Raw genomic sequence first — 21,598 nt, 5'->3', positions numbered from 1 at the left:
CTGGCACCCGCTCACGGCGAAGGCCCCGCCCCCGGCGATCCGAAGATCGCGGGGACGGGGCCCGTCGTCGTTCAGCGGGTCACTTACCGCCGGCGAGCTTCTCCCGCAGTGCGGCGAGCGCCTCGTCGGTGGCCAGCGTGCCGGCCGGCTCCTCGGCCTGCCGGCTCGGGGCCGGGCTGGACGAGGAGGTGGTGCCACCGCCGCCACCGGCAGCGGCCGCGACGGCCGGGGCCGGGTTGGCAGCGGCCTCGGCGTCGGCGGCCCGAGAGGTCTGCACCTGCTTGGTGTGGGCCTCCCAGCGCTGACGAGCCTCGGCGTACTGGTTCTCCCAGGTCTCGCGCTGCTTGTCGTAGCCCTCGAGCCACTCGCCCGTCTCCGGGTCGAAGCCCTCCGGGTAGATGTAGTTGCCCTCGTTGTCGTACGTCGCGGCCATGCCGTAGAGGGTCGGGTCGAAGTGCTCCTCGCCCTCGACGAAGCCCTCGTTGGCCTGCTTGAGCGACAGCGAGATCCGGCGGCGCTCCAGGTCGATGTCGATGACCTTGACCATGACCTCGGAGCCGACCTGGACGACCTGCTCCGGAATCTCCACGTGGCGCTCGGCCAGCTCGGAGATGTGGACCAGGCCCTCGATGCCGTCGTCGACGCGGACGAACGCACCGAACGGAACCAGCTTGGTGACCTTACCCGGCACGATCTGCTGGATCGCGTGGGTGCGGGCGAACTGCCGCCACGGGTCCTCCTGGGTCGCCTTCAGCGACAGGGAGACACGCTCGCGGTCCAGGTCGACGTCCAGGACCTCGACCTCGACCTCCTGGCCCACCTCGACGACCTCGGACGGGTGGTCGATGTGCTTCCAGGACAGCTCGGAGACGTGCACCAGACCGTCGACGCCGCCGAGGTCCACGAACGCGCCGAAGTTGACGATCGAGGACACGACGCCCTTGCGGACCTGGCCCTTCTGCAGCTTGTTGAGGAACTCGGTGCGCACCTCGGACTGCGTCTGCTCGAGCCAGGCCCGGCGGGACAGGACCACGTTGTTGCGGTTCTTGTCCAGCTCGATGATCTTGGCTTCGAGCTCCCGCCCGACGTACGGCTGCAGGTCACGCACGCGACGCATCTCGACCAGCGACGCGGGCAGGAAGCCGCGCAGCCCGATGTCGAGGATGAGGCCGCCCTTGACCACCTCGATGACCGAACCGCGGACGACGCCGTCCTCGTCCTTGATCTTCTCGATCGTGCCCCAGGCCCGCTCGTACTGCGCCCGCTTCTTGGAGAGGATCAGACGCCCCTCCTTGTCCTCCTTCTGGAGGACCAGGGCCTCGATGTGGTCACCAACCGTCACAACCTCGGCGGGGTCCACGTCGTGCTTGATCGACAACTCCCGAGAGGGGATGACGCCCTCGGTCTTGTAGCCGATGTCGAGCAGGACCTCGTCCCGATCGACCTTGACGACGGTGCCTTCGACAATGTCGCCGTCGTTGAAGTACTTGATGGTCTCGTCGATCGCGGCGAGGAAAGCCTCCTCGGAACCGAGATCGTCGTGGGTGACCCGGGTGGCGCTCGAGGGGGCCTCGATGCTGCTCGTCATGTGGGCGGTTGCTCCGGTCGGTGGGTTGTCACAGCAGGCTGGTGTCGCGGTGACCTGTTCGCGCCAGCGGATCCGTCGCCGGGCACACCGAACGATCGCAAGTTGAGATCATGATGTGGCTCCGTCGACCGCGCACCTGCTCCCTGCCGAGGCAACGCGATCCGCGAGCGCATCGTCTAGCCTACCGTGCGCATTACCACAGCGTGCAAGCCCTCCCGGCTTCTCTCCGTGCGGTGACCTGCGAAAGGCGAACAATCGCCCGGAAACGACCCCTGCTGTCTCGTGCGTCACAGCAGTCACTTTCGACCCTGGTGGGACGGGCGGCGAGCGGCCGTCCCCACGCCCGCAACCCCGGCGGCTCGGACACCGCGACCGCTCGGGCACCGCGTCGACCGCAGCGCCGCTCGACGAATCGTGGCCGCGTCGCCGCTCCCCACGCGACGGGGAGGGCCTAGCGTGTGCGCCGTGGATGACGACAGCAGGGTCACCCGGCGCCGGGTGGCCGACGCCGAGGTCCGACGGGCCAACCGCGGCTGGTGGGACACCGACGCCGACGACTACCAGGCCGAGCACGGCGCGTTCCTCGGCGACGTGGACTTCGTCTGGTGTCCGGAAGGTCTCCGCGAGGCCGACGCCCACCTGCTCGGCGAGGTGTCCGGGCGGCGTGTGCTGGAGGTCGGCTGCGGCGCGGCGGCCGCCGCCCGCTGGCTCGCCACCCAGGGCGCCCGACCGGTCGCCTTCGACCTGTCCGCCGGCATGTTGCGGCACGCCGCCACGGCCGCCGACACCACCGGGGTACGCGTACCGCTGGTGCAGGCCGACGCCCTCGCCCTGCCGTTCGCCGACCGGTCCTTCGACCTCGCCTGCACCGCGTTCGGCGCGATCCCGTTCGTGGACGACTCGGCGGCCCTGCACGCCGAGGTGCACCGGGTGCTGCGCCCCGGCGGACGGTGGGTGTTCTCGGTGACCCATCCGATGCGCTGGATCTTCCTCGACGACCCCGGCGAGGGCGGGCTGACCGCCGTGCACTCGTACTTCGACCGTTCCCCCTACGTGGAGCAGGACGAATCCGGCGTGGCCACCTACGTCGAACAGCACCGCACGCTCGGCGACCGGGTCCGGGAGCTGGTCGGGGCCGGCTTCCGGCTGGTGGACCTGGTGGAGCCGGAGTGGCCGGAGGGGCACGAGGGCATCTGGGGGCAGTGGAGTCCGCTGCGCGGACGGCTCTTCCCCGGCACCGCCATCTTCGTCACCGAGAAGCCCGCGGGGTGAGCGCGTCGCACCCGCGGTCCGACCTGCGATCCATCGATCGCCGGTAGGCTCGGACCCATGAGCGCCGAGCCCATCCCGACATCACCTGGCCCCTGGTGTCCGGATCCGATGCGGCAGCAGCGTGCCGACTACACGCTGGAGGACCTGCTCGCCCTGCCGGACGACGCCCCCCGCGTCGAACTCGTCGACGGAGTTATCCAGGTGACACCCTCCCCCACCCTGGGCCATCAAGACATTTGCAGCCTGCTGTGGCTGTGGCTGCGCTCGCACGCCCCGGCGAATCTTCGCGCCGCCCAAGCAGTCGGAGTCGCACTCAGCCGCAACACCAGCCGGCAGCCGGACGTGCTGCTCTGTCGCGCCGAGGTGCCGTCCAACCGGTCCACGTTACGGCCGGCGGACGTCGTGCTCGCCGTGGAGATCGTCTCGCCCGGCACGCGACGGATCGACCGGTTCGCGAAGCCCGGTGAGTACGCCGCCGCCGGCATCCCGTTCTACTGGCGGATCGAGCAGGACCCGGTGCACGTCTACGCGTACCGGATCGGCGACCGGGTGGGTCCGGGCGGTGAGCGGCAGTACGAGCTGGTCGACGACGGCGCGGACGTGATCGAGCTGGCCGAGCCGTTCGACATCAAGCTGCCGATCGCCGAGATCACGCCGTAGCCGTTTCGCCCCGACGGGGTCGGGTAGCCAGCGGCATGGCCGAACCGAGATTTCACAAGGGCGACCATGTCTCCTGGTCGGCCCATGGCAGCCGCGCGTACGGCGTGGTGCAGGAGACCATCACCGAGCGGACCCGGATCCGGGGACGGGCCGTGAACGCGACGCCCGACGACCCGCAGTACCGGGTTCGCAGTGACGGGTCGGGCCGCGACGTGGCCCACCGCCCCGAGGCGCTGCGCCATGAGTAGGGCTGACGACCAGGGGCGGGACACCTACCGGGAGTTCACCGAGGCGGTGAACATGAAGCCCGGTGAGCTGTCCACCTGGCTGGAGACCGACGAGTCGAAGCAGGTTGGCTGGCACAAGGGCGGCCGTTCCGGTGGCGGCGAGTCCGTCGGGCACGAGTCCGGCCGGAAGATCATCAACCTGTTGCGTCGTAAACGCAGCGATCTGTCCGAGGGCGACTACAAGCACATGCGCAAGGTGGTCGGCTACGTACGCCGACACATGGCACAACGCCCCGCCGGCAACGTCCGCGACACCAAGTGGCGCTGGTCGCTGATGAACTGGGGCCACGACCCGATGAAGTGAACGACCCGGCCCGCCCGCACGGGCTCACCTGGCGCAAGGTCCGCACAACGTCGGCGACGTTGGTGCCTCAGAACGCTACGACCCAGCACTTCCCCGACGTTGTACGGATGAAGCACGTGCCCGGCGGGACGAAACCGGCTCAGCGGGATCGAGTGCGGCGACACATACAGGCAGCAACGCGACTGGGGTGACCACGTCAGGCTTCCGGGGCAGCCCGACCCGCGCAGGGATCAAGCCTGACCGCCCGGAGCGGGGCGGGCTGCCCCGGAACCCCACACCGCAACGGGCCAGGTTGCCCCGCAAACCCCTTTTCACGATCAAGACCTAGTGGTCGGCGCTGTTCCAGTCCCGGCCTTCGCCCACCGACACCTCCAGGGGCACCGACAGCGGGTACGCCCCGCCCATCTCGTGACGGACCAGCGCCTCCAGCGCCTCCCGCTCACCGGGGGCGACCTCGAAGACCAACTCGTCGTGGACCTGCAGCAGCATCCGCGAGCGCAGCCCGGCGTCGGCGAGCGCGGTGTCGACGTGCAGCATCGCGACCTTGATGATGTCGGCCGCGGAGCCCTGGATGGGGGCGTTGAGCGCCATCCGCTCGGCGATGTCGCGGCGCTGCCGGTTGTCGCTGACCAGGTCGGGCAGGTAGCGGCGGCGACCCAGGATCGTCGAGGTGTAGCCGTCCTGGCGGGCGCGGGCGACGACCTGCTGGAGGTAGTCACGCACCCCACCGAAGCCGGCGAAGTAGTTCTCCATCAGCCCGCGCGCCTCTTCGGTGCTGATGCTGAGCTGTTGGGACAGGCCGAACGCGCTGAGCCCGTACGCCAGGCCGTAGTTCATGGCCTTGATCTTGCGCCGCTGGTCGGGGGTGACCTCGTCTAGCGGCACCCCGAAGACCGACGAGGCGGTGGCGGCGTGGAAGTCGGCGCCGGAGTTGAAGGCCTCGATGAGCGCGTCGTCCGACGACAGGTGCGCCATGATGCGCATCTCGATCTGGCTGTAGTCGGCGGTGAGCAGGCACTCGTAACCCTCCCCCACCACGAAGGCACGGCGGATGCGCCGGCCCTCCTCGGTGCGGATCGGGATGTTCTGCAGGTTGGGTTCGGTGGAGGAGAGCCGACCGGTGGCCGCCACCGTCTGGTTGAAGGTGGTGTGGATCCGACCGTCGTCGGAGACCGACTTCAGCAGACCGTCGACTGTCGACTTGAGCTTGGCCACGTCACGGTGGCGCAGCAGGTGCGCCAGCACCGGGTGCGGCTGCTGGGCGTAGAGCCACTGCAGGGCGTCGGCGTCGGTGGTGTAACCCGTCTTGATCTTCTTGGTCTTCGGCAGGCCCAGCTCGGTGAAGAGGATCTCCTGCAACTGCTTGGGTGAGCCGAGGTTGAACTCCCGACCCACCGCCTCGTACGCGCCCTGCGCGGCGGCCTTCACCTCGGCGGCGAAGTGCGCCTCCAACTCGGACAGGTAGTGGGTGTCGGCGGCGATGCCGGTGCTCTCCATGCCGGCCAGCACCCGCATCAACGGCAACTCCACCCCGGCCATCAGCCGGGCGGACTGCTCACCGTCGCGGGACAGCTCGGCGTCGATCGCGTCGGCCAGATCGAGGGTGGCCCGGGCCTGCAGCATCAGGTTCTGCTCGGCGACGCCCTCGTCGCCCAGCCCGTCGAGGGTGAGCTGGCCCGACTCCGGAACGTCGACCCGCAGCTCCCGGTGCAGGTAGCGCAGCGCCAGGTCGGTGAGGTCGTAGGAGCGCTGGTCGGGGCGGGCCAGGTACGCGGCGATCTGGGTGTCGCGGACGATGCCGGCGAGCTGCCAGCCGTGCGCGGCGCAGGCCAGCACGGCCGGTTTGCTGTCGTGCAGCACCTTGGGTCGCTGCGCGTCGGCCAGCCAGCCGGCGAGGGCACCCTCGTCGGCCGGGTCGAGCCGCGCCGGGTCGACCCACGCCGCCGCGCCGCCGGCGGTGGCCAGCGACAGACCGGTGATGGAGGCGGTGTGCCGGCGGTTGACGCCGGTGTCGAGCTTGACCGCCAGCCCGACCGGCGTGCCGGTCGGCGCGTGCGTGCCCAGCCAGCCGGCCAGCGCCCCGGGCTCGGTCAGCACCTCACCGGCCAGGTCGAACCCGGACTCGGCCTCCGGCTCGACCGCCTCCAGGTATTGGTAGAGGCGGTCGCGCAGGATGCGGAACTCGAGGGTGTCGAAGACCTGGTGCACGGCCTCCCGGTCCCATCCGGTCCAGCGGGTGTCCTCCGGGCGCAGCGGCAGCTCCAGGTCGGAGACGAGCCGGTTGATCTCGTAGTTGCGGATCACGTCGGCAAGACGCTCCCGCAGACTGTCACCGGCCTTGCCCTTGATCTCGTCGGCGCGGGCGATCACGCCCTCCACCCCGCCGTACGTGGTGATCCACTTGGCGGCGGTCTTCGGGCCGACGCCGGGAATGCCCGGCAGGTTGTCGCTGGTCTCGCCGACCAGCGCGGCGAGGTCGCGGTACTGCTGCGGGCCGACGCCGTACTTCGCCTCGATCGCCGCCGGATCCATCCGGGCCAGGTCGGAGACGCCCTTGCGCGGGTAGAGGACGGTGATCTGGTCGTCGACCAACTGGAACGCGTCCCGGTCACCGCTGCTGATCAGCACCGACATGCCCTGGTCGCGGGCCTGACAGGCGAGCGTGGCGATGACGTCGTCGGCCTCGAAGCCCTCCTTCTCCACCACCGGGATCTGGAGCGCGGCGAGGACCTCCTTGACCAGGCTGACCTGGCCCTTGAAGTCGTTCGGGGTCTCGCTGCGGCCGGCCTTGTACTCCGCGTACTGCTCGGTGCGGAAGGAGCGGCGGGAGACGTCGAAGGCCACCACGATATGGGTGGGCTGCTCGTCGCGCAGGACGTTGATCAGCATCGACGTGAAGCCGTACACCGCGTTGGTCGGCTGACCCGTCGTGGTGGAGAAGTTTTCCACAGGCAGGGCGAAGAAGGCCCGGTATGCCATGGAATGTCCGTCGACGAGGAGCAGGCGCGGCGTCGTAGCTGTCACGGCAGCGACTCTAGTCCGTCGCACCGACATCCCCGGCCGGCGGCACCGGCGACGCGACACCGAAACCACAGCCGGCCCGAACGCCGACGGCCGGCCACCCCCGCGAGGGGGTGACCGGCCGCCGCCCGGTTGGCTCAGGCCACGCCGAGGTACGCCTCCTTGACCGACGGATCGTGCAGCAGGTCCTGACCGGACCCCTCCTTCACGATCCGACCGGTCTCCAGCACGTAGCCGCGGTGTGCCCGCGACAGCGCCTGCTGGGCGTTCTGCTCCACCAGCAGGATGGTGGTGCCCTGCTGGTTGATCTCCGTGATGATGTCGAAGATCTGCCGGATGACCAGTGGGGCCAGCCCCATCGACGGCTCGTCGAGCAGCAGCAGCTTCGGACGGCTCATCAGCGCCCGGCCGACCGCGAGCATCTGCTGCTCGCCGCCGGAGAGCGTGCCACCGGCCTGCTTGCGCCGCTCGGCCAGCCGCGGGAAGAGGGTCAGCACCCGGTCCAGGTCGGCGGCGATGCCGGCGGAGTCCCGCCGGGTGTACGCCCCCATGTCCAGGTTCTCCATCACCGTCATACCCGGGAAGATCTGCCGCCCCTCCGGCGACTGACACAGCCCCCGGACCACCCGCAGGTCGGCCCGGAGCTTGCTGATGTCCTCACCGTTGAAGGTGATCTTCCCCTCGGACAGCGACCGGGTCCCCGAGATGGCCCGCATCGTGGTGGTCTTGCCGGCGCCGTTCGCGCCGATCAGGGCCACCACCTCACCCTCGTTGACGGTGAGGCTGATGCCGTGCAGCGCCTCGATCCGACCGTAGGCGACGGTGACGTTCTCCAACTCAAGCAGCGTCATCGGCGGACTCCCCCAGGTACGCGGCGATCACCTTCGGATCGCGGCTGACCTCCGCGGGCGCACCCTCGGCGATCTTGCGGCCGAACTCCAGCACCACGATCCGATCGGTGACACCCATGACCAGCCGCATGTCGTGCTCGATGAGCAACACGGTCAGGCCCATGTCCCGGATCTTGCGGATCAGGGCGAGGAGTTCCTCCTTCTCCGCCGGGTTGAAGCCGGCGGCCGGCTCGTCCAGGCAGATCAGCTTCGGCTCGGTGGCCAGCGCCCGGGCGATCTCCAACCGGCGCTGGTAGCCGTACGGCAGGTTGCGCGCCTCGTCGTTGGCCCGGTCGGCGATGCCGACGAAACGCAGCAACTCCAACGCCTTGGCCTCGGCCGCCCGCTCCTCCAGGATGTGCCGGGACAACCCGAACGTCTTGGCGAACGTCCGGCGAATCTCCTGCCACGTCCGCTGGATGCCCGCCTCGGCGGTCACCTGCGGCAACTCGTGCGGCTTCGGCTTGATCCGGGGCACCCGGAAGATCGCACCCGGCACGCTGGTCCGATGCCGGGAGTCGGTGCCGACCATGACGTTCTCCAGGGCCGTCATCTCCGGGAAGAGACGGATGTTCTGGAACGTCCGGGAGATGCCCAGCTGGCTGATCTGGTGCGGCTTGCGGCCGGTCACCTTCTGGCCACGGAACCGGACCGCACCCGAGGTCGGCTTGTAGACCCCGGTCATCACGTTGAAGCTCGTGGTCTTGCCGGCGCCGTTCGGCCCGATGAGGCCGAGGATCTCGCCCTCGTAGATCTGGAAATTGATCTTGTCGAGGGCGACGACACCACCGAAGCGGAGCGTGACGTCGTCGACTTCGAGCAGCACCGACCGAGGTCCGGGCTGCGCCGGGATCTTCGGCGCGGACGTGCTGGTGGTCTGGTCAGACATGAGCGGGCGCCTCCTCTGCCTCCGCCGCGCGGTCCTTCAACTCGCGGGCTCGCCGCCGGCTCGGGATCAGACCCTGCGGACGCAGGATCATCACCAGCACCATGGCCAGACCGAAGACCAGCCACCGGTAGTCGGCGAAGTCGCGGAACCGTTCCGGCAGGTACGCCAGCAGCACCGCGCCGAGCGAGACACCGAGCATGTTGCCGGAGCCACCGACGACGACCATCGCGACGAAGAGAATCGAGAGGTTCGCGTTGAACTGGGTCGGGTCGATGAACGCGTTGCGGCTGCCGAAGAGGAAGCCCGCCAGGCCACCGAGCGCCGCACCCATGGCGAACGCCCACAGCTTGAACTTGAACGGGTACACGCCCATCACCGCGGCCGCGTCCTCGTCCTCACGGACCGCCAGCCAGGCACGACCCACCCGGCTGTGCTCCAACCGGCGGACCACGATCACCATCAGCAGCACGAAGGTGATCGCCAACCAGTACCAGGGCTTCGCGTCGATCAGACCGAAGACCTTGTTGTCCGCCGAGGGCGCACCCTCCGGGCCGGGAATGGCCGAGATGCCGACCGGACCGTTGGTGACCCCGGTGGCGTTGCGCGCCACGATCCGGATGATCTCACCGAAGCCGAGCGTCACGATCGCGAGGTAGTCACCGCGCAGCCGCAGCGTCGGCCAGCCCAGCAGCACCCCGGAGATCATCGTCAGCACGATCGCGATCAGCAGACAGATGCCCCAGGTCACCGCCCACGTCGGCGGCAGGTCGAACTCCTGCTGGATCCACTTGACCACCGGCGAGTTCACCGAACCGAACAGCGCCACGCTGTACGCGCCGATGGCGAAGAACCCGATGTAGCCGAGGTCGAGCAGGCCGGCGAGGCCGACCACCACGTTCAGACCGATCGCGACCAGGACGTAGATGGCGCAGACGAAGAGCACGCCCGCCCAGTTGTTGCCGCCCTCGATCGAGTCGGTACGCAGGTCGTTCAGACCGGGGATCATGAGACCCCCGGGCAGCTTGCCCAGGTACGGCAGGGAGTAGACGAAGACGAGCAGGGCGAGCACGCCGATGGCCTTCTGCCACTTCGGCAGCGCCTGCCAGCGTTCGCTCATCGAGGTCAGGAAACCGACCCGGCGGCGGTCTGCGGTGCGAATCTTGTCGATCATGCGCGGGCCCTCCCGAGCGACTCACCCAACAGGCCGGTGGGCCGGAACATCAGCACCACGATCAGCACCACGAAGGCGATGACGTCCTCCCAGTTGGACGCGAAGAGCGTCGCACCGTAGACCTCCACGATGCCCAGGAAGAGGCCACCCAGCAGCGCGCCGCGCAGGTTGCCGATGCCACCGAGCACCGCGGCCGTGAACGCCTTCAGACCGAGCACGAAGCCGATGCTGTTCTGGGTGAAGCCGAACCGCATGCTCCACAACAGCGCGGCGGCGCCGGCCATGATGCCACCGAGCACGAAGATCAGCATGATCACGCGCTCCTGGTTGACGCCCATCAGCGCGGCGGTCTCCGGGTTCTGGGCCACCGCCCGCACGCCCCGGCCGTACCGGGTGCGGTTGATGAACCAGTCCAGGAGCGCCATCATCGCCACAGCCGCGACGAAGACGATCAGCTGGATGTTCGTGATCGCCGTGTTGCCGATGGTGAACAGCGTCTCCTGCTGGATGATCGTCGGCATACCGACGATCTGCCGGGGCCGACCGAACACGTCCGGCAACGCGCCGCCGAGCAGCTTCGGCAGCACCTGCCCGAAGAGCTCGACGAAGACCAGGGACAAACCGATAGCGGTGATCAGGAAGATCAGCGGCGGCGCGTTCTTGCGCCGCAACGGCCGGTAGGCGACCCGCTCGAGCGCGAGAGCCGTACCGCCCGAGGCTGCCGCCGCGACGACCAGGCCGAGTACCAGGAACAGGATCGCCTGTCCGACAGGCGGGTTATTTTCCACCCCGATCTGGTTCCAGAGGATCAGCACCGCGAAGGTACCGACCATGAACACCTCGGAGTGCGCGAAGTTGATCAGGCGAAGGACGCCGTAGACGAGGGTGTAGCCAAGGGCGATCAGGGCATAGATGGCGCCCTTGGAAAGGCCATCGACCGTGTGCTGGCCGAGATGGCCGATCAGTTCATCGAAATGCACCGGGGGTCTCCTTGAATCGAGTGCGGCCGGGGTGAGTCACCCCGGCCGCACTCCATTGCGTGGGGCGTCAGCTGAGCTTGAGCTCCTGCAGCGCCTCGATGGCCTCGCCCTTGATCTGGTAGGCCCAGATGACGACCTTCGTCGGGTCAACGTCGCCCTTGGCGTCGAACTTGATGTACTTCGACACACCCTGCTTGTCGTACGACTTCACGAACGCCAGGATGTCCGCCCGGGTCTTCTTGCCAGCCTTGAAGGCGTCCAGGTAGATCGTCGCGCCGTCGAAGCCCTCAGCGCCGTAGGAGCCCGGCGGGATGCCGAACTTCTTCTGGTAGTCGGCGGAGAAGGTGCCGCCGGCCTTGTCGGCCGGGAGGCACGGGCAGGTGATGATCGCGCCCTCGGCGCCACCGGAGGCGCCCTTCGGGAACGCGGTGTCGTACAGACCGTCCGGGCCGACGAACTTGGCCTGGACACCGGCGGCACGCATCTGCTTCACCAGCGGAGCGGCCTCACGGGTGTAACCACCGTAGAAGACGAAGTCCGCCTGAGCGGCCTTGATCTTGGAGACGGTCGCGTCGAACTGCGTCTGCCGCTCCTGGATCTTGTCCTTGTTCACGACCAGCGGGCCGAGCTGCTTGCCCAGCTCGTCGGTGATGCCGGCGCCGTAGGCGCTGGCGTCGTCGACCATGAAGACCTTCTGCGCGTTCTGGGTCTTCAGGTAGCTCGCCACCGCACCGGCCTGCGTGCCGTCGTTGCCGACCACGCGGTAGAAGGACGTGTTGCCCTTCTGGGTCAGGTCCGTGCGGGTCGCCGAGGGGCTGACCATCGCCAGGCCGGCGGCCTGGTAGATCGGCATCGTCGCGTCCGACTCACCGGAGAAGTGACCACCGATGACACCGAGGAACGAGTTGTCGCCCGCGATCTGGTTCGCGAACGGGGTCGCCACCGCGGGGTCACCCTGGGTGTCGAACTCCTGCATGGTGACCTTGCAGTTCGGGTTCGCGGTGTTGAACTGCTCCACGGCGAGCTTCGCGCCGTTCAGCGACGGGATCACCAGACCCGCGTTGTCACCCGTGAACGCGCCGAAGATCGCGATCTTGCCACCGCAGTCACCGGACGCGGTCCCACCCTCGCCGCCGCCGGAATCCTGGCAACCAGCCGCGACCACCAGGGTCGCGGCGAGCGCAACGGTGCCCAGCGCCCGTACATAGCTTCGCCTCACGGCTTCCTGACCTCCTCCAGATGCGGACCCGGCTGACCCGAAGCGACGGCGACAGCAGCAGACCGCAATTCCACCCACCCCGCAGGGACTCCCCCTGCGTTACGGCTCGTGATGGCGGAGCGTACCGACACCGCATACCGTCCCGGAAGGCCTGAACGCGGGGTCTGCGAAACCGTTACGAAGACGTGGGCAATCTCGTCGATGTCCGTCACAGGTCAACCGGCCAGACACTCCTTAAGCCCGCGCCCGCCCGCATCCCACCCACGCTCACGCAGGCCGCTCCGACCCGGAAAAACATCGCTGAACTGCGAAAACCGCTCCACAGGTCGCACTCGGGCGTGCCGCAGCACAGCACAGTCGGCTATCAGACCCCGGAGCCGGCCGCCCACCACAACCCGGCCCGGCTGCCGTCGTCCGCAGCCAACCACCACCGGTCACCCACCGCCACCAGCGTCACATCCCGGTCGACACCCGCCGGCACGTCGAGCGGCATCGCGGCCTCCCGCCACGACCCGCCACGATCCCCCGACACCCACACCGCATGCCGCGCACCGTCGACCACCGCGGCGAACAGCCGATCCCCCGACGACACCAACGACGTCACCGCCGGCACCCCCGCGCCGGCCCGCCGCCCGAACGCCCCGGCCGCCACCCAGCCCGCCGCCTCCTGCCGCCACGCGCCGAACGTCGACCCCCGCAGCCCGACCGCCACCGGCACACCGCCGGCCAGCACCACCCGCTGCAACTCCTCGTACTCCGCACCGCCCGGCAGCACCGTGCGCCGCCACGACCGCCCGTCCGGCGACGACCAGACCGCCGGATCCCGGTCGATCCGACCCGCCGGCAGGAGACCACCCACCGCCAACCAGCCCGACGACGTCGCCACCGAGTCGAACGCCCAGGTCACCCCCACCGCGTCACTGGCCAGCTCCGGAGCGCCCTCGACCAGCGCGAACTCCGCCGCGTCCGGCGAACCCACCCAGGAGGCCGCCCCCGCCGAACGGTTGCCGACGATCAACCAACCCCGCGCCCCGGCCGTCAGGCGGGACACGTTCACCGCCGTCGGCCCGCCGTACGTCTCGAACGACGCCTGCACCTCGACCAGCGCGCCGTCGGCCACCTGCCGCCACGTGCTCACCCGCGGATAACCGTGCGCGCCACCGACCTTCGCACCGATCAGCGCCGCCCTCCCGTCCCGGCAGGCCACCGACAGGAACACGTTCTGCCGACCGTAGAACGAATCCGGACGCACCGGCAGCACCGTCCACGTCGTACCGTCCACACTGGTCCAGGCCGCCGGACGCGTGCCGCCCTCGGCGTCGACGACGCCACCGACCACGAACCACCGGCCCGCGCACGACGCCGCGTCGCGTACCACCGGACGCCCCGCGCCACCCGGCGGCGCCGGCAGCGTCAGAGGCTGCCAACCCGGCCGCGACGCCGGCGCGGCGGCCGTCGTCGGCCCGCCGCCACTCGGCCCGTCACAGCCGGCAAGAGCCAGCGCGAAGAGGCCGAACACCGCGATCACCCGTCGGACGGACACGCGTCGATGCTAACCACCGCAGGTCACACGGGGCGGCCCCGCGCGGGCCGGGTCAGGCGCTCAGACGGTCGGCTGCTGCGACACCTCGCCGCCGGCGGTCTCCGCGAGGATCCGCTCGGCGACCTCCTTCATGGTCATCCGGTGGTCCATGGCCGTGCGCTGGATCCACTTGAACGCCTGCGGCTCGGTCATCCCGTAGGTGGTCATCAGCGCGCCCTTGGCCCGCTCCACCGCCTTGCGGATCTCCAGGCGGTCGGTCAGGCTCGCGACCTCCGCCTCCAGGGCCGCGACCTCCGAGTAACGCGACAGCGCGATCTCCACCGCCGGGACCAGGTCGCTCTTCTGGAAAGGCTTCACGAGGTACGCCATGGCGCCGGCCGCCCGCGCCCGCTCCACCAGGTCACGCTGGCTGAACGCGGTCAGGATGATCACCGGAGCGATCCGGGCGCCGGCGATGCGCTCCGCGGCGGCCAGCCCATCCATGATCGGCATCTTGATGTCAAGGATGACCAGGTCGGGCTTCAGCTCCTCGGCGAGGCGGACGGCTGTCTCACCGTCTCCGGCCTCCCCCACCACCTCGTAACCCTCTTCGACAAGCATCTCGGCGAGGTCCAGCCGGATCAGCGCCTCGTCCTCGGCGATCAGTACGCGCCTGCGCTCGGCATCCGTCGGCATCTCAGCCACCAGCCCTACCCCCACCAGTTCGAACGCGGCACCCGCCCAGCCGGGTGTCACCGCCCTCAGCGTAGTGGGTATCCTGTCAGTGCTGAATCAGGGAAGCGCCCTCGTAGCCCAACTGGCAGCAGGCAATGGTCTCAAACTCCATACAGTGTGGGTTCGAATCCCACCGAGGGCACAAAATAACGTCGTACGGATGTTCGAGCATGAACTCGTGCATCCACCCGAGATCCGCGCGCGTGCGCGGCAACTGTTCCTTGCTGGCAGCACGGTTGCCGACACGGCTCGTGCTACCGGCCTGCCCTATCGGACGGTCTGGCACTGGTGCAATGACCGACCAGAGGCGAAGTTCCAGGGCACGCAGCTCAGGTGCTTCCGCTGCCGTGAGGGTGTCGAGAGTCCGACAGACCCCCGTGCCTACGCCTATCTGCTCGGTCTGTACCTCGGCGATGGCCATCTGGTCACGACGGCCCGGGTACCGGTCTTGCGCATCTACTGCTCTAATACCTGGCCAGGACTGATCGAGGCGTGCGATGTGGCCATGCGCGCGGTGCTCGCCGCGAAGGTGCAGCGGGTCCAGAAACAGGGTTGCGTCGGCGTGCAGAGTTACGGCAGCCACTGGCCGTGCCTTCTGCCACAGCACGGTCCGGGCAAGAAGCACGAGCGACCTATCGTCCTGACCGACTGGCAACGGCCGATTCTCGAAGATCATCCCGGCGACTTCCTGCGCGGGCTCTTCCACTCCGACGGCTGCCGAACAGCCAACCGGGTCACGACGCGAGGTCGGCACTACATCTATCCGCGTTACATGTTCGTCAACGAGTCGACCGACATCATGGGGCTCTGCCAGTGGAGCCTCGACCTGCTCGGCGTCGCCTGGCGGATGAACCGACGCAACTCACTGTCGGTGGCCCGGCGCGACGCGGTCGCCACACTGGACCGGCACGTTGGCCCGAAGTCCTGACTGGCACCGCGCGGGTCACGCAGACCGTGGCAGCCTGGCGGACGCGCGGGCGGATGGCCGCAGACGGTGATCGACGACAGGGGTGGGTGCTGATGCGGGTGGCGATCTTCGGTGCGACGGGGATGGTCGGCCAGGGCGTCTTGCGGGAGGCGCTGCTCGCCGAGGACGTGCGGGAGGTGCTCACCGTCGGCCGCAGGCCGACCGGTCAGCGGGATCCGAAGCTGCGGGAGCTGACGGTCGCGGACGTGGGCGAGTTGGCGTCGGTGCGCGCCGACCTGACCGACGTGGACGCGTGTTTCTACTGCCTGGGCGTGTCCTCGCTGGGTCTGGACGAGGCCGCGTACACCCGGGTGAGTTACGACTACCCCCTCGCCGCGGCGCGGTTGCTGGCCGAGGTGAGTCCGCAGGTCACGTTCGTCTACGTCTCGGGGGTCGGCACCGACTCGACCGGGCAGGGTCGGGTCATGTGGGCGCGGGTCAAGGGCCGCACCGAGAACGCGATCATGGAGTTGTTGCCCAACGGCTACGCGGCGCGTCCGGGTTTCATCAAGCCGACCTACGGGGCGGTGTCGCGGACCCGGGCGTACCGGATCGGGTATGCGGTGACGCGTCCGCTGTTCCCGGTGTTGCGGCGGTTGTTTCCGAATCAGGTCACCACGACGGACGGGATCGGTCGGGCGATGCTGCGGGTGGCTCGGGAGGGGTCGCCGACGCGCGTGCTGGGCAACCGCGAGCTGCGCTGATCAGGCGATCGTGTCGAGGGCCTGGGCGAGGTCGGCGCGCAGGTCCTCGGGGTCTTCGAGGCCGACCGAGAGGCGCAGCAGGCCGGCGTTGGGTTTCGCGTCGCCCTCGACGGGCCGGTGGGTGAGCGAGGCCGGGTGCTGGATGAGGGTGTCGACGCCGCCGAGGGACACCGCGTGGGTGATGAGGTGGCAGGCGCCGGCGACGGTCGCCGCGGCGGGTGCGCCGCCGCGTACCTCGAAGGCGAGCAGGCTGCCGGGTCCGGCCATCTGGCGGCCGACCAGCGCCGCCGGGTCGTCCACGGAGGGGTGGTGCACCCGGTGTACGGCGGGGTGGTCGGCGAGCCAGCCGGCGAGTTTCTCGGCGGTGGCCTGTTGGGCGCGGACCCGCAGCGGCAGGGTTTGCAGGCCGCGGTGCAGGAGGTAGCCGCCGAGCGGGTGCAGGATCGCGCCGGTGACCGCGCGGACCTGCCGGAGCCGCGTGGCCCAGTCGGCGTCGCAGGCGACGACGCCGGCGAGCACGTCGCCGTGTCCGCCGATGCTCTTGGTGGCGCTGTGCAGGACGAGGGTGGCGCCGTGCCGGGCGGGTTGTTGCAGCACGGGGGTGGCGACGGTGTTGTCGACCAGCAGTGGGATGTCGCCGGCCGCGGTGGCGAGGGCGGCGATGTCGACCAGGTCGAGTGTGGGGTTGGCGGGTGTCTCGACGATGACCAGCGCGGTGTCGGGGCGGATGGCGGCGGCGACCTCGTCGGGGCGCGCCCAGGTGACGGTGGTGCCGAGCAGGGCGGTGGCGAGGACGTGGTCGGTTCCGCCGTAGAGGGGGCGGACGGCGACGACGTGCCGCCGGTCGTCGCGGGCGGCGGCGAGCAGCGTGGCGGTGAGGGCGGCCATGCCGCTGGCGAAGGCGACGGCCTGCGCGGTGCCCTCCAGTTCGGCGAGGGCGGTTTCGAAGCGGGCGACGGTGGGGTTCCAGAGCCGCTGGTAGACGGCGCTGCCGTCGGCGGGGAGGGTGCCGCCGGTGGCGAGCTGCTCGTACGCGGCGCCGCCGTCGTCGACGGAGGGCAGCGGGTTGGTGGTGGACAGGTCGATGGGGGGTACGTGCACGCCGAGGGCGCGCAGGTCGTCGCGGCCGGCGTGTACGGCTCGGGTGTCCACCGTCGTCATGCCGGTAGCGTCGAACATCTACCAGCGAACAGGCAATGGCTCGGCAGATCATTCTGTCAAGGGGCTTGGTTTCGCTGGTGGATTCGGGCGAGGATGGCGCAATGCCCCCTGAGCCGAACGATGTGCGGCCGTATCCGGCCCTGGACGAGGTGGACCGCGCGATCCTCACCGAGCTGGCCGCGGACGGCCGCCTGCCGAACAACGCCCTCGCCGAGCGCGTGGGGGTCGCGCCGTCGACGTGTCTGACCCGCACCCGGGCGCTGCGCGAGCGGGGCGCGATCCGTGGTTTCCACGCCGAGGTGGATCCGGCCGCGCTCGGTCTGCCGTTGCAGGCGTTGGTGTCGGTGCGGCTGACCGCGCACGAGCGGGCGGCGGTGGACGCGTTCCGGGCCCGGTCGGTGCGACTGCCGGGGGTGGTGTCGGTGTTCCACGTGGCCGGCGCGGACGACTACGTGCTGCACGTACGGGCGGCGTCCGGTGACGCGTTGCGGGACTTCGTGCTGGACCATCTGGCCGTCGACCCGGTGGTGCAGCACACCCAGACCAGCCTGATCTTCGAGCAGGCGCGCGGGGTGGGGTGAGCGTCGGGTGGAATGAACGGGCAGGCCGGGGAGTTGGCACACCGTGTGATCACCGTACCGTTGTCTGTTCTTGATCTTGCCCCGGTCGCCAGGGGCACCACTGTCGGCGCGGCCCTGGAGGCCACCACCGAGCTGGCGCGACGCACCGAGGAGTTGGGCTACCGCCGGTTCTGGGTGGCCGAGCACCACAACATGCCGGCGATCGCCAGCTCGGCTCCGGCGGTGCTGCTGGCTCACCTGGCCGCTAACACCTCGACGATCCGCCTCGGTTCGGGCGGCGTGATGCTGCCCAACCACGCGCCGCTGGTGGTGGCCGAGCAGTTCGGCACCCTCGAGGCGCTGCACCCGGGTCGGATCGACCTGGGCATCGGCCGGGCGCCGGGCACCGACCAGGTGACGGCGCTGGCGTTGCGGCGCACCATGGAGGGCCTGTCCGCGGAGCACTTCCCCCGCGAGCTGGCGGACCTGATGAACTACTTCAGCGGCGAGAAGCCGGGGCAGATCATCGCCATGCCGGGCCAGGGCGCCCAACCGGCCGTGTGGCTGCTGGGTTCCAGCGGGTTCAGCGCTCAACTCGCCGGTCTGCTCGGTCTGCCGTTCTCGTTCGCGCACCACTTCAGCTCGGGGAACACCCTGCCGGCGCTGGCCCTGTACCGGCAGCACTTCCGGCCGTCGCAGTGGTTGGACAAGCCGTACGCGATGGTGGCGGTCAACGCGGTGTGCGCGGAGACCGACGAGCGGGCCGAGTGGCTGGCCGGGCCGAGCGCGTTGTCGTTCCTGAAGCTGCGCTCCGGGAAGCCCGAACCGTTGTCGACGCCCGACGAGGCGGCGGCGTACCCGTACTCCGAGTTCGAGCGGGAGTTCGTGCTGCAACGGCGGGACGGTCAGGCGATGGGCTCGCCGGAGACGGTGCGTCGGCAGCTGACCGAGCTGGTGGAGCGCACCGGCGCGGACGAGCTGATGCTGACCACGCTGGTGTACGACGTCGCCGACCGGGTGCGGTCGTACGAGCTGATCGCCGAGCAGGTGGCGGGCGGTCTGCACCGGACGGCGTGAAACACGATCTTCACGTCAGCGTCACCCCGCCGACCCGGACGGTGCCTAATGTTAGTGCCGGTGGTGGTACGGCACTCTCGGTCGGGACGGGTCGAGATTGCCGCGGTGTGGCGCACCGGGCCGGAGCTGAGCGGATTCCGCGGCTGCGGCCCGGTGCCTGCCACCCTAGGCGACCCCGTCCGGGGCCACCAGGGGTCAGATCAGCGTAGGTGGATGTTCGGCGTGGGTGGGGTGCTGGCCATGCCGTTGCCGATGAAGAACCCCGGGTGCGGCGGCTGGTTGTACGCCGTGTTCTGCCAGGCGATGGCCACCCGATACTGCGGGTCGTGCATCAGGGTGTAGAGCCGGACGCTGGTCGGGGTGGGGGTGCTGTAGATGCGCAACGCCCGGCTGTCGGTCGTCCGCCAGATCACCTCCTCGCGCCAGTCACCGAGGATGTCACCGGAGAGCGCCGGCGTGGACTTGGTGCCGTTGTTGGAGGCCACCCCGCTGCCGTCGAGCAGCCGGGTCTCGCCGCCGGTGCCGTACTTGTCGATCTTCGTGCCGTCGAGCAGTTCCCGCACCGGGTCGCCGTCCCACCAGGCGAGGAAGTTCGCCGACGACGGCTTACGGCCGATGTTCTGCCCCCTGGTGTTGGCCAGCCCGGAGGCCGCCGACGACCACGACTCCGCGCCGGGGCTGCCCGCCCAGATGTCCGCCGAGACACCCCGGCCGTTGTCGCCGGAGGCCGGCGTGGACCAGAGCACCTGACCGGTACGGGCGTCGGCGAAGTAGGAGCTGGGCTTGCTGCCGTCCTCGTCGACCTTGAACACCTCCAGGCCGGAGCGGCTCGGGTCGAGGTCCCCGACGTGCAGGGCGTCGCCGTGCCCGTTACCCGTCGAGTGCAGCAGCCGACCGTTGTCGTCGACGGTGGCCGCGCCGTACACGATCTCCTGGCGGCCGTCACCGTCGACGTCGGCCACCGAGAGCTGGTGGTTGCCCTGTCCCGCGGCGGCGCCGTTACCGGAGGAGTTCGAGTCGAACGTCCACCGCTTGGTCAGCGTGCCGTTGCGGAAGTCCCAGGCCGCGATCACCGCGCGGGTGTAGTAACCCCGAGCCATGACCAGCGAGGGGCGCTGCCCGTCCAGGTACGCGGTGCCGGCGAGGAACCGGTCCACCCGGTTGCCGTACGAGTCGCCCCAGGACGACACCGTGCCGCGCGGCGGGTCGTAATTGACGGTGGAGAGGATCGCGCCGGTCTGACCGTTGAACATGGTCAGGTACTCCGGGCCGCTGAGCACGTAACCGCTGGAGTTGCGGTGGTCGGCCGACGAGGACCCGATGACCTGACCGGTGCCGGAACGGGTGCCGTCGGCGGTCTTCATGGCCACCTCCGCGCGGCCGTCACCGTCGTAGTCGTACACCTGGAACTGGGTGTAGTGGGCGCCGGCCCGGATGTTGCGGCCCAGGTCGATGCGCCACAACCGGGTGCCGGTGAGGGTGTACGCGTCGACGTAGACGTTGCCGGTGTACCCGGACTGGGAGTTGTCCTTGGCGTTCGACGGATCCCACTTCAGCACGATCTCGTAGGTGCCGTCGCCGTTGAGGTCACCGACCGAGGCGTCGTTGGCGCTGTAGGTGTAACCCTCGCCGCTGGGCGTGCTGCCGCCGGCCGGAACCTGCAACGGCACGTCCAGGTAACCCGCGCCGAACTGCAACGCCGGCGCCGACGCCGCCTGTTCGACACCGCCGACAACGGCCCGCACGGTGTACGCCGAGCCGGCCGCCGCTCCGCTGTCGAGGTAGTTGGTGGCGCCGGTGATCGGGCTGGCGTTGACCCTGGTGGAGCCCCGGTACAGGTTGAACGACACCGCGGAGTTCTCGGTGCCGAGCAGCCGCCAGGAGACCAGGTTGCCGCCGCCGGAGCGGACACTGATCAGCCCTCGGTCCAGGTTCTCCATCTGCATCCCCCCGCCGGTCGGCGGTGGTGTGGTGGGCGGCGGCGTGGTGGGCGGCGGTGTGGTCGGAGGCGGGGTGGTGGGCTCCCCGGTGGGCGGGATGCCGGTGCAGACGGTGCCGTTGAGCGCGAAGCTGCTCGGCACCGGGTTGCTACCGGTCCACGAACCGTTGAACCCGAACGAGGCGGAGCCGTTCGTGGCCAGGTTCGCGTTGTAGTCGACGTTGCGGGCGGTGACCTGGGCACCGGACTGGGTGACGACGGCGTTCCACGCCTGGGTGACCTGTTGGCCCGTGGCGTACGACCAGGTGAGGGCCCACCCGTTCACCGGGTCGCCGAGGTTGGTGACGGCGACGTTGGCACCGAAGCCGCCCTGCCACTGGTTCGTGATCTGGTAGTCGACGCGGCAGCCGACGGCGGCGGCCGAGGCGGTGACCGTGGCGAGGGTGCCGGCCACGACGGCGGCGGCCGTGGTGCCGGCGAGCAGGATCAGCCGATGTCTGGACTGGTGCATGGAGTGCCTCCGGGGATCCGGTGACGACCGCTGTGGCCCACTGGCCCTGCCCGGGAAGCACAGTGGATCGGCCCGGCCGCGGCGGCGGCGGCGGACGGCGATCTGATCGGGGTGAACGCCCTGGAACTCACGGATCCGGCT

At 69.7% G+C, this 21,598-nt stretch carries 18 protein-coding genes, 1 tRNA gene and 1 pseudogene; 9 read left to right on the top strand and 11 right to left on the bottom strand.

Annotation, left to right across the window (positions count from 1 at the left end; translation table 11 throughout):
* Window positions 1-79: 79 nt before the first annotated feature.
* Window positions 80-1,588 (bottom strand): 30S ribosomal protein S1, encoded by a 1,509-nt coding sequence (rpsA, locus tag GA0070612_RS15340; protein ID WP_088988512.1) that lies wholly within the window; start codon window positions 1,586-1,588, stop codon window positions 80-82.
* Between the two features lie 465 nt (window positions 1,589-2,053).
* Here rpsA and GA0070612_RS15335 point away from each other — a divergent pair, with 465 nt between their 5' ends.
* The 4 genes and pseudogenes from GA0070612_RS15335 to GA0070612_RS15320 form a co-directional block, all read left to right on the top strand.
* The gene (locus tag GA0070612_RS15335) at window positions 2,054-2,860 is read left to right on the top strand and encodes a class I SAM-dependent methyltransferase (protein ID WP_088991523.1); all 807 of its coding nucleotides are present in this window, start codon (window positions 2,054-2,056) and stop codon (window positions 2,858-2,860) included.
* 57 nt (window positions 2,861-2,917) lie between these two features.
* Window positions 2,918-3,520, top strand: a complete 603-nt coding sequence (locus GA0070612_RS15330) for a Uma2 family endonuclease (RefSeq protein ID WP_231924573.1) — start codon at window positions 2,918-2,920, stop codon at window positions 3,518-3,520.
* Window positions 3,521-3,555: 35 nt separating this feature from the next.
* Complete coding sequence (locus GA0070612_RS15325; RefSeq protein WP_088988510.1) at window positions 3,556-3,768, top strand: hypervirulence associated TUDOR domain-containing protein; 213 nt, start codon at window positions 3,556-3,558, stop codon at window positions 3,766-3,768.
* Window positions 3,761-4,108: pseudogene (locus GA0070612_RS15320) on the top strand (DUF3140 domain-containing protein); the annotation flags it as partial. The gene GA0070612_RS15325 and the pseudogene GA0070612_RS15320, both read left to right, overlap by 8 nt.
* Before the next feature lie 327 nt (window positions 4,109-4,435).
* Here the strand turns inward: GA0070612_RS15320 and polA are convergent.
* The 8 genes from polA to GA0070612_RS15280 form a co-directional block, all read right to left on the bottom strand.
* On the bottom strand, window positions 4,436-7,135 hold the full coding sequence (gene polA, locus GA0070612_RS15315) for a DNA polymerase I (protein ID WP_088988508.1): 2,700 nt from the start codon (window positions 7,133-7,135) through the stop codon (window positions 4,436-4,438).
* A 134-nt stretch (window positions 7,136-7,269) separates the two neighbouring features.
* Window positions 7,270-7,983 (bottom strand): ABC transporter ATP-binding protein, encoded by a 714-nt coding sequence (locus GA0070612_RS15310; RefSeq protein ID WP_088988507.1) that lies wholly within the window; start codon window positions 7,981-7,983, stop codon window positions 7,270-7,272.
* Window positions 7,970-8,911, bottom strand: a complete 942-nt coding sequence (locus GA0070612_RS15305; protein ID WP_088988506.1) for an ABC transporter ATP-binding protein — start codon at window positions 8,909-8,911, stop codon at window positions 7,970-7,972. Before GA0070612_RS15305 ends, GA0070612_RS15310 begins: the two co-directional genes overlap by 14 nt.
* Window positions 8,904-10,082 carry a branched-chain amino acid ABC transporter permease gene (locus GA0070612_RS15300; protein WP_088988505.1) on the bottom strand — a complete coding sequence of 393 codons (1,179 nt, stop codon included), beginning with the start codon at window positions 10,080-10,082 and terminating at the stop codon, window positions 8,904-8,906. The genes GA0070612_RS15305 and GA0070612_RS15300 overlap by 8 nt, the downstream gene beginning before the upstream one ends.
* A complete protein-coding gene (locus tag GA0070612_RS15295; protein ID WP_088988504.1) occupies window positions 10,079-11,062 on the bottom strand; it encodes a branched-chain amino acid ABC transporter permease in 984 nt (327 codons plus the stop codon). The genes GA0070612_RS15300 and GA0070612_RS15295 overlap by 4 nt, the downstream gene beginning before the upstream one ends.
* 67 nt (window positions 11,063-11,129) lie before the next feature.
* Complete coding sequence (locus tag GA0070612_RS15290; RefSeq protein ID WP_088988503.1) at window positions 11,130-12,281, bottom strand: branched-chain amino acid ABC transporter substrate-binding protein; 1,152 nt, start codon at window positions 12,279-12,281, stop codon at window positions 11,130-11,132.
* A gap of 364 nt (window positions 12,282-12,645) precedes the next feature.
* Window positions 12,646-13,824 (bottom strand): hypothetical protein, encoded by a 1,179-nt coding sequence (locus GA0070612_RS15285; RefSeq protein WP_088988502.1) that lies wholly within the window; start codon window positions 13,822-13,824, stop codon window positions 12,646-12,648.
* 60 nt (window positions 13,825-13,884) lie between these two features.
* Window positions 13,885-14,508: an ANTAR domain-containing response regulator gene (locus tag GA0070612_RS15280; RefSeq protein WP_088991522.1), complete on the bottom strand. Its 624-nt coding sequence runs from the start codon at window positions 14,506-14,508 to the stop codon at window positions 13,885-13,887.
* Window positions 14,509-14,605: 97 nt separating this feature from the next.
* On the opposite strand from GA0070612_RS15280, the gene GA0070612_RS15275 reads away from it, so the two are divergent.
* The 3 genes from GA0070612_RS15275 to GA0070612_RS15265 all read left to right on the top strand — a co-directional run bounded on the left by GA0070612_RS15275 (window position 14,606) and on the right by GA0070612_RS15265 (window position 16,209).
* Window positions 14,606-14,680, top strand: a tRNA-Leu gene (locus GA0070612_RS15275).
* An 18-nt stretch (window positions 14,681-14,698) separates the two neighbouring features.
* The gene (locus GA0070612_RS15270; protein WP_231924572.1) at window positions 14,699-15,466 is read left to right on the top strand and encodes a helix-turn-helix domain-containing protein; all 768 of its coding nucleotides are present in this window, start codon (window positions 14,699-14,701) and stop codon (window positions 15,464-15,466) included.
* Window positions 15,467-15,558: 92 nt separating this feature from the next.
* Complete coding sequence (locus GA0070612_RS15265; protein WP_088991520.1) at window positions 15,559-16,209, top strand: Rossmann-fold NAD(P)-binding domain-containing protein; 651 nt, start codon at window positions 15,559-15,561, stop codon at window positions 16,207-16,209.
* Here the strand turns inward: GA0070612_RS15265 and GA0070612_RS15260 are convergent, their stop codons facing one another.
* Window positions 16,210-17,388, bottom strand: coding sequence for a trans-sulfuration enzyme family protein (locus GA0070612_RS15260; RefSeq protein WP_088988501.1), 1,179 nt, complete (start codon window positions 17,386-17,388; stop codon window positions 16,210-16,212).
* A gap of 83 nt (window positions 17,389-17,471) precedes the next feature.
* Here GA0070612_RS15260 and GA0070612_RS15255 point away from each other — a divergent pair, with 83 nt between their 5' ends.
* Together GA0070612_RS15255 and GA0070612_RS15250 are read left to right on the top strand one after the other, a co-directional pair.
* On the top strand, window positions 17,472-17,951 hold the full coding sequence (locus tag GA0070612_RS15255) for an Lrp/AsnC family transcriptional regulator (RefSeq protein ID WP_088988500.1): 480 nt from the start codon (window positions 17,472-17,474) through the stop codon (window positions 17,949-17,951).
* Between the two features lie 12 nt (window positions 17,952-17,963).
* Complete coding sequence (locus GA0070612_RS15250) at window positions 17,964-19,007, top strand: LLM class flavin-dependent oxidoreductase (protein ID WP_197699384.1); 1,044 nt, start codon at window positions 17,964-17,966, stop codon at window positions 19,005-19,007.
* Window positions 19,008-19,207: 200 nt separating this feature from the next.
* Here GA0070612_RS15250 and GA0070612_RS15245 read toward each other — a convergent pair whose 3' ends face one another.
* A complete protein-coding gene (locus GA0070612_RS15245) occupies window positions 19,208-21,457 on the bottom strand; it encodes a rhamnogalacturonan lyase family protein (RefSeq protein ID WP_088988499.1) in 2,250 nt (749 codons plus the stop codon).
* Window positions 21,458-21,598: the final 141 nt, after the last annotated feature.

It is taken from the genome of Micromonospora chokoriensis (genome assembly GCF_900091505.1).
Classification (GTDB): Bacteria; Actinomycetota; Actinomycetes; order Mycobacteriales; family Micromonosporaceae; genus Micromonospora; species Micromonospora chokoriensis.
This window is presented reverse-complemented; position numbering and strand designations above follow the sequence as displayed.

Coding starts and splice junctions, on each gene's coding strand:
- GA0070612_RS15330 (WP_231924573.1), top strand. CDS start 2,918: ATGAGCGCCGAGCCCATCCCGACATCACCTGGCCCCTGGTGTCCGGAT.
- GA0070612_RS15325 (WP_088988510.1), top strand. CDS start 3,556: ATGGCCGAACCGAGATTTCACAAGGGCGACCATGTCTCCTGGTCGGCC.
- GA0070612_RS15260 (WP_088988501.1), bottom strand. CDS start 17,388: ATGTTCGACGCTACCGGCATGACGACGGTGGACACCCGAGCCGTACAC.
- GA0070612_RS15250 (WP_197699384.1), top strand. CDS start 17,964: ATGAACGGGCAGGCCGGGGAGTTGGCACACCGTGTGATCACCGTACCG.
- GA0070612_RS15265 (WP_088991520.1), top strand. CDS start 15,559: ATGCGGGTGGCGATCTTCGGTGCGACGGGGATGGTCGGCCAGGGCGTC.
- rpsA (WP_088988512.1), bottom strand. CDS start 1,588: ATGACGAGCAGCATCGAGGCCCCCTCGAGCGCCACCCGGGTCACCCAC.
- GA0070612_RS15300 (WP_088988505.1), bottom strand. CDS start 10,082: ATGATCGACAAGATTCGCACCGCAGACCGCCGCCGGGTCGGTTTCCTG.
- GA0070612_RS15245 (WP_088988499.1), bottom strand. CDS start 21,457: ATGCACCAGTCCAGACATCGGCTGATCCTGCTCGCCGGCACCACGGCC.
- GA0070612_RS15305 (WP_088988506.1), bottom strand. CDS start 8,911: ATGTCTGACCAGACCACCAGCACGTCCGCGCCGAAGATCCCGGCGCAG.
- GA0070612_RS15270 (WP_231924572.1), top strand. CDS start 14,699: ATGTTCGAGCATGAACTCGTGCATCCACCCGAGATCCGCGCGCGTGCG.
- GA0070612_RS15255 (WP_088988500.1), top strand. CDS start 17,472: ATGCCCCCTGAGCCGAACGATGTGCGGCCGTATCCGGCCCTGGACGAG.
- GA0070612_RS15310 (WP_088988507.1), bottom strand. CDS start 7,983: ATGACGCTGCTTGAGTTGGAGAACGTCACCGTCGCCTACGGTCGGATC.